Origin of the sequence: Bradyrhizobium sp. SZCCHNS3016 (assembly GCF_032484535.1) — a bacterium.
In the GTDB taxonomy this organism is placed as follows: domain Bacteria; phylum Pseudomonadota; class Alphaproteobacteria; order Rhizobiales; family Xanthobacteraceae; genus Bradyrhizobium.
In genome coordinates this window covers 206901-224170 of sequence record NZ_JAUETE010000008.1, presented here as the reverse complement: position 1 = coordinate 224170, position 17270 = coordinate 206901, and the positions used below count along the sequence as shown (strand labels likewise).

The 17270-nt window shown below is 66.5% G+C and carries 12 protein-coding genes; 8 read left to right on the top strand and 4 right to left on the bottom strand.

Annotated features, from left to right (window positions below; genetic code table 11):
- Positions 1-96 precede the first annotated feature (96 nt).
- Complete coding sequence (locus QW881_RS17405) at positions 97-888, top strand: LytTR family DNA-binding domain-containing protein (protein WP_315755588.1); 792 nt, start codon at positions 97-99, stop codon at positions 886-888.
- A gap of 318 nt (positions 889-1206) precedes the next feature.
- The gene (locus tag QW881_RS17400) at positions 1207-1854 is read left to right on the top strand and encodes an alpha/beta hydrolase (RefSeq protein ID WP_008971476.1); all 648 of its coding nucleotides are present in this window, start codon (positions 1207-1209) and stop codon (positions 1852-1854) included.
- Between the two features lie 190 nt (positions 1855-2044).
- Here QW881_RS17400 and QW881_RS17395 read toward each other — a convergent pair whose 3' ends face one another.
- The gene (locus tag QW881_RS17395; protein ID WP_315755589.1) at positions 2045-2722 is read right to left on the bottom strand and encodes a glutathione S-transferase family protein; all 678 of its coding nucleotides are present in this window, start codon (positions 2720-2722) and stop codon (positions 2045-2047) included.
- A gap of 81 nt (positions 2723-2803) precedes the next feature.
- Positions 2804-3907, bottom strand: a complete 1104-nt coding sequence (locus tag QW881_RS17390; RefSeq protein ID WP_315755805.1) for an anhydro-N-acetylmuramic acid kinase — start codon at positions 3905-3907, stop codon at positions 2804-2806.
- A 192-nt stretch (positions 3908-4099) separates the two neighbouring features.
- Here QW881_RS17390 and tyrS point away from each other — a divergent pair, with 192 nt between their 5' ends.
- The 3 genes from tyrS (at position 4100) to QW881_RS17375 (ending at position 8515) form a co-directional block, all read left to right on the top strand.
- Positions 4100-5353, top strand: a complete 1254-nt coding sequence (gene tyrS / locus QW881_RS17385; protein WP_315755591.1) for a tyrosine--tRNA ligase — start codon at positions 4100-4102, stop codon at positions 5351-5353.
- A 55-nt stretch (positions 5354-5408) separates the two neighbouring features.
- Positions 5409-6668, top strand: coding sequence for an MFS transporter (locus QW881_RS17380; RefSeq protein ID WP_315755592.1), 1260 nt, complete (start codon positions 5409-5411; stop codon positions 6666-6668).
- 149 nt (positions 6669-6817) lie between these two features.
- The gene (locus QW881_RS17375) at positions 6818-8515 is read left to right on the top strand and encodes a methyl-accepting chemotaxis protein (protein WP_315755594.1); all 1698 of its coding nucleotides are present in this window, start codon (positions 6818-6820) and stop codon (positions 8513-8515) included.
- 52 nt (positions 8516-8567) lie between these two features.
- Here the strand turns inward: QW881_RS17375 and QW881_RS17370 are convergent, their stop codons facing one another.
- Positions 8568-12278: a DUF3971 domain-containing protein gene (locus tag QW881_RS17370; protein ID WP_315755596.1), complete on the bottom strand. Its 3711-nt coding sequence runs from the start codon at positions 12276-12278 to the stop codon at positions 8568-8570.
- Between the two features lie 514 nt (positions 12279-12792).
- Here QW881_RS17370 and QW881_RS17365 point away from each other — a divergent pair.
- Together QW881_RS17365 and QW881_RS17360 are read left to right on the top strand one after the other, a co-directional pair.
- Positions 12793-13479, top strand: coding sequence for a peroxiredoxin (locus QW881_RS17365; protein WP_315755597.1), 687 nt, complete (start codon positions 12793-12795; stop codon positions 13477-13479).
- A gap of 105 nt (positions 13480-13584) precedes the next feature.
- Complete coding sequence (locus QW881_RS17360; protein ID WP_315755598.1) at positions 13585-14943, top strand: peptidoglycan DD-metalloendopeptidase family protein; 1359 nt, start codon at positions 13585-13587, stop codon at positions 14941-14943.
- A 22-nt stretch (positions 14944-14965) separates the two neighbouring features.
- Here QW881_RS17360 and QW881_RS17355 read toward each other — a convergent pair whose 3' ends face one another.
- On the bottom strand, positions 14966-15913 hold the full coding sequence (locus tag QW881_RS17355) for a LysR family transcriptional regulator (RefSeq protein WP_315755599.1): 948 nt from the start codon (positions 15911-15913) through the stop codon (positions 14966-14968).
- A gap of 183 nt (positions 15914-16096) precedes the next feature.
- Between QW881_RS17355 and QW881_RS17350 the strand changes: the two genes are divergently transcribed.
- A complete protein-coding gene (locus QW881_RS17350) occupies positions 16097-17257 on the top strand; it encodes an MFS transporter (protein WP_315755600.1) in 1161 nt (386 codons plus the stop codon).
- Positions 17258-17270: the final 13 nt, after the last annotated feature.

Genomic DNA, 17270 nt, shown 5'->3' with positions numbered 1-17270 from the left:
TATCGTCGGGCGCGAGATTGAGATAGCGGGTCCGGTGCCATGAACAAGCTTGTCGGCTCGATGCTGCGTCCGAATGATCGTACCTTCTACGCGATCATGGCCGGGCTCTCGCTCGGCATCGGCGTCGTCAACGCCCTTTCCGCCGCCCACGATGCCGTCAGGCGGGGCGCGGCCTATGATCTGGAAAAGCAGTTGCTGTGGGAAATGACGAGCATTGTCGTCATCATCCTGCTGGCGCCGCTGCTGGTCGCCACCGTTCGTTCCATCCGGCTGGGCCCGGCCGCCATGGCACGTCATATCGCGCTCGCCGTTGCCGCCGTCGTCGCGTTCTCTGCGCTTCACATGATCGGCATGGTGACGCTGCGCAAGCTGCTGATGTGGACCGCGGGCAGCGCGTACGACTTCCAGCTCTCGCTGGCCACAATCGTGTACGAGTTCCGCAAGGACGTCATGACGGCGCTCCTCATCGGTGGCACGCTCTGGCTGTACGACGGCTATCGCGCGAGCGCTGTCCGAGAGCCGACACGGCGATCCGAGCCTCCTGCCCCTGCCACGCTCTGGCTGCGCGACGGCCCGAGCCGCATCCGCATCTCGCCGGCCGACATCCTGTGGGTGGCCGCGGCCGGCAACTACGTTGAATATGCCATGGCCGACGGCAGGCGGCATCTGATCCGCGGCACCTTGTCGGCCGCCGAGGTCGAGCTCGCCCGCTTCGCGCTCGTCCGCATCCACCGCGGCCGGCTGGTCAACATGGCCCGGGTCGCCGCGCTTTCGGTCCTGCCAACGGGCGATTTCGGCCTGACCTTCGACAGCGGACAATCCGTGCAGGGCAGCCGCCGCTATCGCAGCGCCGTTTCGCAGCTGGAGCAGACGGCGTCGCAGCGCTGAACGGCCGGGCTGCAGACGAAAACGCCAGTATTTTCATCGAATTGCAGGCGCATTCGGATCACGTTCCGCGGCCACTTCGCCCCGCCGCGGTATCGGCGGCCCGGTCTGCATCCCTGCCGCAGCCGCCTTGCCGGGCGTTGAAAATCCTTGCTTTTTGCCCCGCGCTCCATGCTAGAAGGCCAACTTCCAGTCACGCCAGCGCTGCTCCGTCCAAGCGAACGGATGGCGCTCGATCACCACTTGTCCTGCGGAACTCGTCGGCGAGGCGCCAGATGAAGCATGGACGAAGTCGGTCGACGCTCTGCCAAGGATTCTCTGATGCCTGAAGTCATCTTCAACGGTCCGGCCGGCCGCCTCGAAGGCCGTTACCATCCGGCGAAGCAGAAGAACGCGCCGATCGCGATGATCCTGCATCCGCATCCGCAGTTCCACGGCACGATGAACCATCAGATCGTGTACCAGTGCTACTATGCCTTCGCGCATCGCGGATTCTCGGTGCTGCGCTTCAATTTCCGCGGCGTCGGCCGCAGCCAGGGCTCGTTCGACCACGGCACCGGCGAGCTGTCGGATGCGGCGTCCGCGCTCGATTGGGCGCAGACCATCAACCCCGAGGCACGCGCCTGCTGGGTCGCCGGCTTCTCGTTCGGCGCCTGGATCGGCATGCAGCTTTTGATGCGCCGCCCGGAGGTCGAGGGCTTCATCTCGATCGCGCCGCCCGCCAACCTCTACGACTTCTCGTTCCTGGCGCCCTGCCCGTCCTCGGGCCTAATCGTGCACGGCGAGCGCGATGCGGTGGTGCCGCCCAAGGACGTCAACACGCTGGTCGAGAAGCTGAAGACGCAGAAGGGCATCGTGATCGACCAGCAGGTCATCCCCGGCGCCAACCACTTCTTCGACGGCAAGCTCGAGCCGCTGATGGAAACCATTACCGCCTATCTCGACATGCGCCTCGCCAATGTGAGGTGAGGTCGCGCGCGTTACCGGATGTTCGAACGGACGTGCCTTAAGGCACTGCTGTCATCACCCGCTAAAGCGGGTGATCCAGTACGCCGCGGCTTCTCGGCTGATCATCAGCGTCTCGGAATACTGGATCGCCCGGTCAAGCCGGGCGATGACACTGTGAGTGGCGTGAGAGCTCGGTACGACAACAACGTCCCTAGGCCGCCTGCTTCAACAGATACGCATCGTGCCGCGCGAGGAACGCGCGCAGCAGCTGCGGATAGTCGGCGCTGACCGCCGTCCTCACGCTCGGCCGCTGCGCGAGTTGATCGCGCCACGCCCGAACTTTCGGCGTGGACGCAAAGATGCCGAGATCACCGTACGCATCGAACACATCGAAGTAGCGGAAGATCGGCGCGAACACGGCGTCGACCAGGCTGAAACGCGCGCCGGCAAAATACGGCCCCTCGCCCAGCGCATCCTCGACGCGAGCAAACTTCGTCGTCAACGCCTCGCGCTTGGCCGCGAACAATGCGGCATCCTGCGTCGTCTCCAGGCCCCAGAGATCGCCGAGGATCGCAGAGCCGAACTCCATCCAGGCCCGATGCTGCGCGCGGACCAGCGCGTCCTCGGGATGCAGCCTCACAGCCGGCTGCGTCTCCTCGATGTACTCGCAGATCACGTTGCTCTCGAACAGCGCCACCTCGCCCTGGCCTAAAGGCACCACCAGCACCGGCACCTTGCCGAGCGGCGAGATCTTCAGGAACCAGTCGGGCTTGTTGGCGAGATCGATGTCGATCCGCTCGAATGCGACGCCCTTCTCGGTGAGCGCAATGACGGCGCGTTGCACATAGGGGCAGAGCTTGTGGCTGATCAGCTTCAGGACAGGCGCCATGACATCCTCGGCAGTTTGATGCAGATGCATCAAACTAGATGCATACGCATCGGACTGTCAAGATTCATGCAATTGCATGAATCAAGGGCGCGCAATCACCCCGCCGGTCATCGGAAACGGCACGCCTGTGGTAGTGGGATAGCTCAGCGGCAGGCCCTTCATGCCGCGTACCGCCAGGAAGCCAAACGCCTGGGCCTCGATGGCGTCCGCCGACCAGCCCTGCGCATCGGCCGATTCGACGCTCGCCGGCGCGACACGCTCGCGCAGCATCCGCATCATGGTATGGTTGCGGGCGCCGCCGCCGCAGACGATCCAGCTCGCCGGCGGCTTCGGCAGCAGCGGGATGATGCGGGCAATCGCTGCGGCCGTGAACGCCGTCAGGGTTGCGGCCCCGTCCGCCGGCTTCACATCGCCCAGCTTCAGCGCGGCAAAATCGTTGCGGTCGAGAGATTTCGGCGGCGGCAGCGCGAAAAAGGGCATTTCCAGCGCGCTGGTGATCCAGGCCTCGTCCGGGTTGCCCTGCTCCGCCACGCGGCCATCCTGATCGAATGCCTGTCCCGTGGTCCGATGCATGAAGTCGTCGAGCAGCGCATTCCCGGGACCGGTGTCGCAGGCGATCAGCACGTCGTCGCCGTCGATATAGGTGATGTTGGAGACGCCGCCGATATTGACGACGGCGATCGGCCCCGCGCGCGACAGCGATTGCGCCAGGGCACGGTGATAGACCGGCACGAACGGCGCGCCCTGCCCGCCGAAATCGACGTCAGCAGCGCGGAAATCGTGCATCACCGGGATATGGACGGACTTGGCGAGCGCGGCCGCGTCGCCGATCTGCACGGTCAGGCGGCGTTCGGGGCGGTGCAGCACGGTCTGGCCATGAAAGCCGATGATATCGATGTCCTCGGGCTTGAGCCGGTGCTGCGCCAGGAACGCGGCGACCGCCTCGGCATGCGCCACCGTCACGACGCGCTCGGCGTCGCGCACCCGTCCGGGGCGCGCATCGCGCCGCTCGATCTGCACCGCATCGGCGAGCGCCTCGCGCAGCAGGCTGCGCTCCGCGGCGCTATAGGCCCGGTAGCCCGATGGACCGAGGCTCTTGATCTGCCGCCCATCGGTCTCGATCAGGGCCACGTCCACCCCGTCGAGCGAGGTGCCACTCATGAGGCCAAGTGCGGTCAGAATCATTGCAGTCGAACCTAAAAACCCTGCCTGCTTGCCAAGTACGGCCGATTTGAGGTCCCGCCCAGGCCGTGCACATGCTTGTACAAGCCCGGCGCATCTTATAATGCCACAACGCCCGTATCCGTGGCATGTGCCCCCCGCACGTCCCCGCGACAAGCGGTCAATACCGTAAACAAATGCTCAGAGTCGCCGACAATGACTGGCTTCAAGTCTGATTTCCTGAACGTGCTGCAGAGCCGCGGGTTCATTCATCAGTGCTCGGATTTCGAGGGGCTGGATGCCCTCGCCGCCAAGGGCGAGGCGACCGCCTATGTCGGCTATGACTGCACCGCACGCTCGCTGCACATCGGCAACTTCCTGACCATGATGATGCTGTACTGGCTGCAGCAGACCGGGAACAAGCCGATCACCCTGATGGGCGGCGGTACGACGATGGTCGGCGATCCCTCCGGCAAGGACGAGACCCGCGCGATGCGCACGGTCGAGGAGATCGAGGCCAACAAGGCGTCGATCCGCGGCGTGTTCGCCAAGGTGCTGCGCTACGGCAATGGCGCCACCGATGCCATCATGCTCGACAATGCCGAATGGCTGACGAAGCTGAACTGGATCGAGATGCTGCGCGACATCGGCCGGCATTTCTCGGTCAACCGCATGCTGACCATGGACTCGGTCAAGCTGCGGCTCGAGCGCGAGCAGGAGATGAGCTTCATCGAGTTCAACTACATGGTCTGCCAGGCCTACGACTTCGTCGAGCTGGCGCGGCGCACCGGCTGCCGGCTGCAGATGGGCGGCTCCGACCAGTGGGGCAACATCGTCAACGGCGTCGAGCTCGGACGCCGCATGGGCACCGAGCAGCTGTTCGCGCTGACCACGCCGCTCTTGACCACCGCGTCCGGCGCCAAGATGGGCAAGACCGCGCAGGGCGCGATCTGGCTCAATGCCGACCAGTGCAGCCCGTATGATTTCTGGCAGTACTGGCGCAACACCGAGGACGCCGACGTCGTCAAGTTCCTCAAGCTGTTCACCACGCTGCCGCTGTCCGAAATCGAGAAGCTCGCTGCACTGCAGGGCGCCGAGATCAACGAGGCCAAGAAGGCACTGGCCGATGCGGCCACCACCTTGCTGCATGGCGAAGAGGCGGCGCGCACCGCTGCCGAGACCGCCCGCCGCACCTTCGAGGAAGGCGCCATCGCCGAGAACCTGCCGACGGTCGAGGTGCCGCAGGCCGAGCTCGACGCTGGCCTTGGCGTGCTCAACGCCTTCGTCAAGGCCGGCCTCGTCGGCTCCAACGGCGAGGCGCGGCGGCAGATCAAGGGCGGTGGCCTGCGCGTCAACGACATTGCGGTCACCGACGAGAAGATGGCGCTGACGCCGGCTGCACTGACCAGCGAGGGCGTGATCAAGCTGTCGCTGGGCAAGAAGCGCCACGTGCTGGTCAGGCCTGCATAGCCGCATTCGCTTTTGCCTGCTTGTCAGGGAAGGCCGAAAGGCGCTCCCTGACGGCATGACGATCAGCGCGCCGCGAGAGCCTGCGCAAGCCGAGGAAACCCCGACAGCTCCACCACGAGTGCGCATGGCGTTCGTGGTGCTGGGTCTCTGCTTTGCGCTGTCGGTGATCGGCCGCGGGCTGGGAGAAAGCTTCACCGTCTTTCTCAAGCCGATCTCCGACAGCTTCGGCTGGGATCGTTCCGAGGTCGTCTCGATCTATTCGCTGACGGCGCTCGCCGGCGGCCTCGCCGCTCCGCTGATCGGGCGGCTGTTCGACCACTCCGGACCACGCGCCGTCTATGCGCTCGGCCTCCTGCTGCTTGGTTCAGCCTTCACGGCCGCCGCGCACGCGCAGGCGCTGTGGCAGTTCCAGATCAGCATCGGCCTGTGCGTCGGCATCGGCATCGCGCTGATCGGCAACGTCCCCAACTCGATCCTGCTGGGCCGCTGGTTCGGCAAGAAGCTGCCGACCGCGATGGCGGTGATCTATTCCGCCACCGGTGCCGGCGTGCTGATCCTGCTGCCGGGCTCGCAACTGCTGATCGACGCGATCGGGTGGCGCAGCACCTATCAGGCGTTCGGCGCCGCCACCTTCATTCTGCTGGTGCCGCTGGCGCTGCTGCCCTGGCGGCTGTTTGCCGCCGGCGCGCCCCACATCACCAGGCCCGTCGCCGACGAGCTCGCCGACGATGCCTGGACCTTGTCGCGGGCGCTACGTCATCACGCCTTCTGGGCGTTGTTCTCGACCTTCTTCTTCACCGCCGTTGGCATGTATGCGATCGCGCCGCAGGTCGTCGCCTATCTGATCGACGCCGGCTTCGCGCCGCTGCAGGCCGCCACCGCCTGGGGCTTCTCGGGCGTGGTGCTGCTGTTCGGCATGCTCGGCGTCTCGGCCCTCGATGGGTTGATCGGCCGACGGCCGTCGGTGCTGTTCTCCTACGCCGTATCGATCGCAGGAATCCTGATGCTGTGGGCGTTGCAATTCTCGCCGAACATCTTCCTGCTCACCGGCTTCGTCGTCTGCTTCGGCAGCATGATCGGCTCGCGCGGACCGCTCCTGTCGGCCACCGCGATGAAGATCTTCCGCGGCAGGCGGCTCGGCACCATCTACGGCACGATCACGATCGGCAGCGGGCTCGGCTCGGCGCTTGGATCATGGAGCGGCGGCGTCATCCACGATCTCACCCACGGCTATGATGCCGTCATTCTGCTCGCGCTCGTGAGCGTCGTCATCGGGATGATCCCGTTCCTCGTGGTTCCTGCCCTCCGCACGTAGTTGCGGTCGGGCCATCCGCGCACGATGTGCCGGGACGCGCCTGATTGCCGCGTCAGTCCACATAGTGGACTCAGCTCGACAGATCCGCATTCATGATTAGTAAGCAGCTTGATGATAGTTGTTTCGGCAACAACAACGAAGAGGAAGCCGTGACACTGCTCAGCCGCATGAAGTTCCGCACCAAGCTTGCAAGCATGGTGATCCTTGCGATCGCGACGGTGATCGCGATCGTGGCCGTCTCCGGTTGGCTCAGCCGCGCGCGCATGCTGGAGGATCGCATCACCCAGATGCATACGGCGGTGGACCTCGTCTACGGCCTCGCGGAGACGCTGCAGACGGAGGTCGCGGCAGGAAAGATGTCGGTGGACGAGGCCAAGAACAAGTTCCGCTATTTTGCGCGACGGATGACGTTCAACAACGGCCAGGGATATCCGATCGCCTACAACGCGTCCGATTCGGCGCTTCTTCTGAACGCCGCCAACGAGAAGCTGGAAGGCAAGATCCTCGGCACCAAGGACGCCAACGGCGTCATGATCGCCGATGCGCAGATCAAGGCTGCGCAGCAGAAAACCGAAGGCAGCACGACGTCCTATCTCTATCCCCGGCCCGGCCAGACCGAGCCGCTCCGGAAGGTCGTCTTCGTGCGCAGCTTTGCGCCATGGAACATCGTCATGAGCTATGGGCTCTATGTCGACGACATCGAGGCGGACGTCTACGCTCTGCTGATGCGGCTTGCGGGGATCGGCGCGGCGCTGCTCGTGCTGCTCGGCATCCTGTCCTTCCTGATCTCGCACAATGTGGTCGGCGGACTGCATCGGCTGAAGGATCGCATGCAGGACATCGCCGGCGGGCGGCTCGAGCAGCCGGTGGCCGAGACCGAGCGTGGCGACGAGATCGGCCGCATGGCCGAGACCCTTGAGGTGCTGCGCAAGACGGCGATCACCGCGCGCATGCTGGAGCAGGAGCAGGCCGCATCCAAGCAGCGCAGCGAAGCGGACAAGCGCGACGCGCTGATTGCGATGGCCGACCGCTTCGATGCCTCCGTCGGCCAGCTCGTCGCCCTGATGGCGTCCGGCGCCGGAGAGCTCGAGGCGACGGCAAAATCGATGACCGGCACGGCAGAGAGCACCAATGCGCGCGCCACCGCCGTCAGCTCCGCGGCGACGGAAGCGAGCTCGCGCGTGCAGACGGTCGCCACCGCTGCGGAGGAGCTGACCTCGTCGATCACCGAGATCAGCCGTCAGGTCGCCCAATCCGCCGAGGTCACCGGACGCGCCGTCGAAAGCGCGCGCCACACCGACGGGATCGTTCGCGCACTGGCCGACGGCGCCAAGCAGATCGAGCACGTTGCCGAGCTGATCTCCAGCATCGCGGGCCAGACCAACCTGCTGGCGCTCAACGCCACGATCGAGGCCGCGCGCGCCGGCGAAGCCGGCCGCGGCTTCGCCGTAGTCGCAGCGGAGGTGAAGAGCCTGGCCAGCCAGACCGCGCAGGCCACGCAGGAGATCGGCGACCGCATCGCCCAGATCCAGAACGCGACCAGGGAAGCGGTCGGCGCGCTCGACGGCATCACCCTGACCATCGAGGAGGTGTCGGCGATCGCCGCGACGATCGGATCGGCGATCGAGGAGCAGGGAACCGCCACGGCGGAGATCGCGCGCAACGTCACCCAGACGGCGCAGGCCACCCGCGAGGTCACCGCCAACATCGGCGGCGTCTCGACGGCGGCCAATGAGACCGGAAGCGCCGCCGGCCACGTGCTGATCGCCGCCGGCAACCTCTCCAAGCAGGCCGAGCAGCTCTCCCGCGAGGTCGACACCTTCCTTGCGGGCGTCAGAGCCGCCTGACCGCTTCGATCCGCCGCAACGGCGTCGCCAAACGCTGACGCGGCCAGCGGCGTCAATTGTTCGGCGGCAGCTCCGCCGGCGGGTATTGCTGCCTGCCGGTGTTGAAGTCCATGATCTTGCGCGTCACGCCCGGCAGCATGGCCGAAATCGGATTGATGCGCACCACCGGCTGGCTCGGCGTGCCGACGACCTCGTAGGTCACGCCGAACAGCCCCTCATTGCTGCCGCCGAGGAACAGGCCGACGATCGGGATCTGGTTGAACATGTTGTTCAGCCCGTACAACGGCACGATCGTGCCCGAAGCCCGGACCTGGTTGACGTTGTAGTCGATGCTGCCTTCGATGGTCAGGCCGAGCGTCGGTCCCTTGACCACGCCGTCGCGGATCGAGAGCAGCCCGTTCTGCCGCGTGAACTCCGCGCGCAGCATGGTGAAGGCGATGCCTTGCGAGGCGCCCTGTGCGGCGCCTGAGGCAGCGCGATCCAGCGCCTGCTCACCCCTGACGGTGAAGTTGCGAACGATCGCCAGGCCCTCCTTGGGGCTGGTGTCGGCCGTCGGCGGCTCCATCGCAAGCTCCAGCTCGCCGCCTGCCATCTTGGAATAGGTGTCGGCGAACCGCAGCAGCGCGCCGGCATCATTGGTCACCAGATAGATCACCTCGCGGCCCTGGCGGCGTGCCCGCGGATCGGCGCTGGGCGCCTCGCGGCCGATGCGCAGGTCGGCCGTCACCGGCGTGTCGCGGCCGACCTTTCCGCTCAGATTGAAGCTCTTGAAGGCACCGCCGCGCCTGGAGAGCTTGACGTCGACGCTGCGCAGCGCCTCGCCGTTGAAGCCGGCGACGGCGCCAAGCTTGACCTCAGCGTCGAAGTCGAGGTTCGAGCGCGCCTTGTTCTTGTCGGCGTCCTTGTTGGTGCCCGAGATCGCCGACTTCAGGAAGCCGCGGCCGTCGAACACGTCGCCACGCATCGACAGCTTCAACACGCCGTCCTGGCCGCGCTCGGCCTTGAGCTGCGTCTTGTCGCCTTCCGACGGCGAATAGGTCGGAAAGTTGGCGTTCATCAGGTCGCCGTTCTGGTCGACTTCCAGCGAGCCCTTGATGGAGACGCCGCCGCCTTCGATGCTGATGTCCTCGAAGCGTGTCGATTGCTGCTTGGCGACAACGTTGAAGGTGGCCTTCCCGGATTTGCCCGGATTCTTCACCCAGCCCGGCAGCAGGTTGTCGAGCTTGAGCTGGGTCAGATCGGCCTCGACGCCGATGCGGCTGTCGCGATCGCTGGAGCCGGCGATCTTGCCATTGAGCTTGAGCGGCACGTTGCCGGTGATCGCGGTGCCCAGATCCATGCCGAGCCGGGCCCGGCTGGCATCGTCGAGGATCGCCTGCATCTTGATGTCGGCGTCGCCCTCGGTCGGCTTGCGATAGTCGAGCGTGGCCGGCTGGCCGTTGATCTTGACGTCGCCCTTCACCTGATAGCCGGCGGTGTTGGCCACGATCTTGAGCGTGTTGGCCTCGAGCTTCTGATTCATCACCAGCTTGTCGGCGGCAAAGCCATTGAGATCGGCCGTGACCGCGTAGCTGGTGTCGGCCTTGGTCAGTTCGCCCTTGACCGGCATCGCGAGATTGACGCTGGCCTGGAACGTTCCCTTGGTCTGGTTGGGATCGATCGGCATCGACGACAGATCGTTGAGCCGGTCGGAGGCGAGGATCTCGGCGGCAGCGGCGACCTGACCTTCGACGCGCATGCGTACCCGCGACGGCGACGGCTTTGGCGCCATGTCCGGCACTTCGAACACGACGTCGGAGAAGTTGAGCTTGCGTCCGGCCGGAGTATCCGCGACGCCCTGCCCGATCGTCACCGTCGCGGTGCGGCCGGTGACATGCGCCTTCACGTCGGCATCGCGCACCGACGGCAGGCCGTCGACCGGATGCACGGTGACATTGGTGGCGACGATGTTGACGTCGAGACCATCGTCGGGAATCGGCGGCCCCTTGCGCGGTAGGTTGCGCGTCGGCGAATTGACCGCGACATCGATCCGCTGCACCGAGCCGCGTTCGATGCGCTCGATGATCCAGGCCCGCACCTCCGGCACGATCAGCGCCGGCCAGATCCGCTTCATCGCCAGCGCGGGCATGGGCGTCGCCGCGAAGCCGAGCTTCAGCCGCGGCTCGCCGGCATATTCGACGCTGCCGGTGCCGGCGACGCCGATCTCGCCGTTGGACACCTCGGCCTGCGTCAGCAGCACGCGCTTGCCCTCGGTGTCGAAGCGGAAGTTGATCGAGATGCGGTTGAAGATCAGCGGCGGCTCGTTTTCGATGGCGCCGAGCAGAATGGTGCCGCCGTTGAGACCCAGCCGCCAGTCGTTTGCGGTGTCGTTCGGCGGCTCGAGATTGGCGTTGAGCGTGACGCGGTTGGCGCCCGAGATCACCTTCAACGGCGCGACCAGCACGCGGCGCCCGGCGTCCCATTCCATGCTGATCTCGGCGGAGTCGATCGCCATCGGATAGTCGGGCGTATCGGTGTCGATGATCTTGCCCGCGCCGATGTTGATCTTGCCGCGCAGATAGGTCGGCAGCCCGTCGCGCGCGAGCTCGCCCTTGATCTCGCCGCTCATGGGCAGGTCCGCCATGTAGGTGAGATCCTTGAGCCGCATCGCCAGCAGGATGTTGCTGGTGGAGACCTTGTCGGCCTTGATGTCCACCGTGCGCACGCCGTTGGCCTGGGGCCCGACCAGGATGCGCAGCTGCCACGGCCTGGCGCCCTCTTCGCCGAGGCTCAGCGCCACCCCGCCGCCGGACGGCCGGCGCAGGCTGAGGCTGATGTTCTCGAACGTCCATTTGTTGCCGCGCTGCTGGTCGTCGACGATCAGCACGCCGTTCTTCAACCCGATCTCGTTCAGGTTCTGGCCATCGAGCCCGGTCAGGCTGAGGCTGTCGAGCCAGTCGAGGCCGGCCAGCAGGCCGTTCTGGGCAGCGGCTGGCGCGGCGGCCGCAGGCAAAGTCGAGGTGGTCGGTGCCGACGGCTGCGAGCCGGCCTGCGGTCCCGGCGCATTGGGCGGTGGCGCGGCCTGTCCCGGCCGCGGGAATGTCGGCGGCAGGCCGGCGTCGCGCTTGGAGGCGACGCCCGTCGCGAGCGGCTTGTTGGTCTCACCCGTCGATACGGTGACGGTGCCGTCCGGCGTGATGCGGATCGCGAGCTCGGCGTCGACCAGCTTGAGGCTCTCGGCGCGCAGCTGGCCCATCAGCAGCGCAGCGCCGGACAGCCGCACCTCGGCCTTGGGCGCGCTGGCGACGATGGCGTGATCCTGATCGCGCACGATGATGTCGCGGATCCGGACCGCGATCCGGATCCGGCCGGCGCGCTCGATCTGGGTGCCGCCGACCTCGACGGTGTTGCCGTGGCCGATATTGTCCTCGATCGCCGCCGCGAGCCACGGCGTCGCCAGATCGAGGCTGATCGGGCCCGCACCCAGCCGCAGCCACAGGCCGGCGAAGCCGAGCCCCACGAGCAGCATCAGCGATGCCAAGGTGACGACGACCCGCTTGACCATGCGGCCGCCCGGCACACGCGGGCGCAGTCCGCCTAATCGACCGGTGCTCTCGCCCGAATCGGACCGCGACAACAGGCGGCGGCCGCGCTGCCCGGCCCTCTCGTCGGGCTCGGCGGCGGCCTCGTACTGGTCGGCCACATCCCAGTCGGCCTCATCCCACTGTTGGCCCTGGGTGTCCGCTTGCAGATGGGGCCGGTGGGGTGATGTCTGTCTTGCCATTGCCTCTCGGTGCCGGCCCCTCGTGTCCGAAACATTTCGTGCCAATCTGGCCTCGGCCAGGTTGGTCGCCGGTGTGGCCCCGCCCGTTCACGCAGCGCGCGTGCTCACTGCCGGCAGGGCCCGATCCCCCAATGATCCCGTCACGCTTCGGCGGGAGCTGTCAACACGCCTGCCGGCGGTACGCCGGCGGCGCGGACGACGCGCGAAATCCCCGTCACCATACCCCACCGCCGTCAGGTTTGCCCACCTGCTCGCGCCAGCGGACCGGCGCCGCTCCACCGCCGGACGAAATTTTTGGTGGAGCGTCTGATCCGGACGGTACGAGAGTCGTCATTGCACTGTGCTCGACTGCGCTGGTGCTCACGCCTGCTGGTAGCCATGATCTTCCCTTCATCGCAAGAGGCGTGATCCCCTGCGCGCCGCGAAGCACGGATGCCAGATCGATCCCGGGACACCGGACAAGAACCGAGATACTTTCATTTTTGAGCCGCCGAAAGCGACGAAAGGAAGGCGTATGTCAAAGGAATCACAAAAGAAATCCTCCGACCCGGCGTCCTACGGGGCGATTGACGGGAACCGGCTCGCCACCGCGGCCAAGAAGGCGACCAAGAAGACGGCCAAACCGGCATTGACGAAAGCCGCCAAGACGACCTCCGCCAAGACCGCGACGACCAAAGCCGCGCCCACCAAAACCGGGGCGGCGAAGGCCAAGCCCGCGACGCCGGCTGCGGCCGGAACGGGCCTCGCCGAGGGCGCCAAGGCGCCCGCCTTCAAGCTGCCGCGCGATGGCGGCGGAACCGTCTCGCTGGCCGACTATGCCGGCCGGAAGCTCGTGCTGTTCTTCTATCCCAAGGCCAATACGCCCGGCTGCACCAAGGAGGCGATCGACTTCACCCGCCTGTCGAAGGACTTCGCCGCCGCCGGCGCCGCCGTGCTCGGCGTCTCCGCCGATTCGGTCAAGGCGCAGGACAATTTCCGCGACAAGCACGATCTCGCCGTGCCCCTGATCTCGGACGAGACGCACGAGATGCTGGAGGCCTACGGCGCCTGGGGCGAGAAGTCGCTCTATGGCCGCAAGTTTCTCGGCATCATCCGAAGCACCATCCTGATCGGCGCCGACGGCCGCGTCGCCAAGATGTGGCGCAACGTCAAGGTCGACGGCCACGCCGATGCGGTGCTGGCGGCGACGCGCGCGCTCTGAGAATGCGCCTGACGGCGTTGGCGGAAAATTAACCATGCAGAGGTCAAATCGCTCCCGTAAATGACGCCGCTGGAATGACGATCTCCGGCCGGCGCGGGAGTGCCGATGTCGTATCGTTCCGGCCATCACGCCGAATATCCCCAGCACCATCCTCATGATCGCGGGCACGCCCACCACCATCGGCGTGCACCCGTCAGCCATCCGGCGCAGGTCGCGGCCGCATCGCAGAGCGACTACACGCTGGTGCATGCCGGCAAGCAGGTGCGCATCGGCCCCGTGGTGTTCTGGATCGTGGTCGGCACCGTCAGCCTGCTCGGCCTTTGGTCGGCGGCGACCGCGACCTATTTCGCCTTCCGCGACGACGTGCTGACGCGGCTGATCGCGCGCCAGGCCGAGATGCAATACGCCTATGAGGACCGCATCGCCGAGCTGCGCGCCAAGGTCGACCGCGCCACCAGCCGCCAGCTGCTCGACCAGGAACAGTTCGACCAGAAGCTCGACCAGATTCTGAAGCGCCAGACCGCGCTCGAGGGCCGCGCCACCGCGCTGGGTAGCATGCCCGACGTGACCGGCTCGATCCGTCTGCCAGCGCGCGGACCCGCGGCAACCGAGTCGGCGCCGTCCGCGCCAAAACCGTCGCCGATCAGCGACACCGTGATCTTCACCGCGCCGCCGGACCGCGAGGCCCGGCTCGAATCGCGCAGCCCCGTGATGGCGAATGCGCAGCCGAACCCATCGACCAAGCTCGCCGGCGTCGACAGCGTGCTGACGCGGCTGACGCGCTCGCTCGACCAGGTCGAGGCGCGGCAGATCGCGATGCTGTCCTCGGCCGAGGAGACGCTGGAATCGAAGCTGCGGCGGATGCGCGGCGTCATCACCGATCTCGGCCTCGACATGGGCCAGCTCGAGGCGGCCGCGCCGAAGGGCGGCATGGGCGGCCCGTTCGTGCCGGTCAAGCTCGGCGCCGAATCCGGTCCGTTCGAGCGTCAGCTCTACCGCATCAGCATCACCCGCGCCCAGGTCGAGAAGATGAACCGCGCGCTGTCGCTGGTACCCTATCGCAAGCCGGTCATCGGCGAGGTCGAGTTCACCTCCGGCTTCGGCGTGCGCTCGGATCCGTTCCTCGGCCGCCCCGCGATGCATACCGGGCTCGACTTCCGTGCTGCCACCGGCGATCCGGTTCGCGTGACAGCGAACGGCAAGGTGGTCAATGCCGGCTGGGCCGGCGGCTATGGCCGCATGGTCGAGGTCGATCACGGCAACGGTCTCTCCACCCGCTACGGCCATCTCTCCGAGATCAACGTCAAGATCGGTCAGCAGGTGAAGATCGGCGACATCATCGGCGAGGTCGGCTCGACAGGCCGCTCGACCGGCCCGCATCTGCACTACGAGACCCGCATCGACGGCGAAGCCGTCGACCCGCAGAAATTCTTGCGCGCGGGTGTACGGCTGAGCGCCGGCTAGGCAGACGACCGACACACTCCGGTTACTTGCGCGCCGCGCGCGCCCTGCTCCGGCCCTCGGGCGCGACCTGCGCCGCGCATTCGGCGAACACCTGGCGCAGAAATTTGTGGCTGGGGTCCTGATCCCTGAACGAGGGCCAGATCATGGATTCGTTCAAGCTCGGAATCTCGAACGGGAAGTCGACGAACTTCACGGCATAATGCAGCGCCAGATCCTGCGCGAGCAGCCGATGCACGGTCGCGATCCGGTCCGTCCCGCACAACATCCTGGGCAGCAGGCAGTAGGAATCGACCGTACAGGCAATCTTTCGCGGCCGGCCGGCGCGCGGGAAGAACAATTCCTCGAACGAGAAGGTGCCGGCTTCGCCGAGGCGGACGTTGACGTGATGGGCCGCGAAATAATCGTCCTCGGACAGCCTGCCACGCCGCAACGGCCGCTCCCGGCACATCATGCAGACATGATCGTCCGACAGCAGATGCGTCTGCGGATGCGCTATCCGTGATGCATATTGCTCGGGCAGTATCATCAGGTCGATGTCGCCGAGCCCGAACACCTGCTCGACATGCTTGGGCAGATGCGCGATCTCGAGCTGGAATCCGCTCGCGCGCTGCGCGAGCGCGATCGCCACCCGCGACACCAGCACATAGGTCGCGTAGTCGGACGCGCAGATCCGGAATGTGCGGCTGACCTTCGAGGGATCGAAGTCCGGTCTCGTGCTGATCGCGGCGCGCGCATGAACGAGCGTGTCCTTGACCGGCTCCACCAGCGCCTGGGCTAGCGGCGTCAACTCGAACTGCCGTCCGACCTGGGTCAACAACTCGTCCTCGAAGAATTCGCGCAGACGCGCCAGAGCGGCGCTGGTCGCGGATTGGCCGAGCCGGAGGCGATCCGCAGCCCGCGTGACGTTGCGCTCGTCGAGCAGCGCGTCGAGCGCCACTAGCAGATTGAGATCGAACCTGTCCAGCCGCATCGAGCGCGTCCCCTCCCCTGTCCTTGTCGCTTGGTATCGATCGTATCGATGAGAGCGCGCAATTCAATCGATTTTGCCGGATTACGGATTCGACCTAGCGTGTGGTCGGACCAGCGGCGGCAAGGGCGCGCAAAAGCCCGGGCCATGGGGCCCCGCAACCGGTCCGTTCTCGGGGAGGGAAACATGAGCCGATCGAGCTCTGGCGGAATTGTGCTGGCCATATGCCACGTGGCCGGCATGCTGGACCTGGTGGCGCTGCCGGTCTGGGTCGGAACGTTCATCGAATTCTACGGCCTGTCACCGGCACAGGCCGGTGCCACCGTCACCAGCTTCCTGGCGGGCATCGTGCTCGCGAGCCTGGTGACCGCGCGATCGTTCACGCGGCTCGACGCGCGCACCATCGTGGTCGGCGGCTTCGTCGTGGCCGCTGCGGCCTTCGGCTATCTGGCGAGCAGGCCGCCAGAGCTGGTGCCATTCTCGGTTCTGCCGATCATCCACGCAATCGCTGGCCTCGCGGCCGGTGCCGCCTTGTCGATGACGCACGGCACGATGGGCCGTACCGACAATCCGCACCGCCTGTTCGGCCTCGCCAATGTCGCGCTCGCCATCTTCAGCGTCGCCTTCTTCGCCGCGGTGCCGGCTCTGATCCATGCAATCAGCCCGCGCCTGCTGTTCGTCGTGTTCGCAGCCAGCATGGCGGTCGCGGCGCTGCTGGCCGCTGTCGGCTTCCCGCGCTCCGTCGGCACCGCCATGACCGGCGGCGAGGTGCTGCACGCCATGCCCGGCAAAGCCTGGCTGATCATCGTCGTCGTGATCTGCCTCGCCTTCAACCAGTCGCTCGTTTTCTCCTTCCTGGAGCGCATCGGCCATCACAAGGGATTCTCGCAGGCCGATGTCACCAAGGTCCTGGTCGCCGTCGGCTTCATCAACCTGGTTCCCGGCGCGCTCGCCGCGGCCCTGCAACGACGCCTATCACCGATCGCGGTCGGCATCGCCGGCCCCATGTTGCAGGCGCTGCTCGCAATCGTGATTGTCAACGCTCAGGGCCTTTCGACCTACGCGGCCTTTGCGATCCCCTACGTCTCGATCGTGATCTTCACCCATACCTTCCTGTTCGGGCTGCTGTCGCAGATCGATCCGAGCCGGCGCGCGGTAGCGGCGACACCGGCGATGATGATGATCGGGTCGGCCGCAGGGCCCGCCGTCGCCGGCGCGATCGTGGAGACCCTGGGCTATGGCGGCCTGAGCTCCATGGCCGGAATCACATCCGCGCTCGCCGTCGTCCTGATGCTGACCTTCAAGGCGCGCGCCGCCGCGCCACCGGCCATGCTGCGCTCCGCCTGAGCGCAGCGTTCCC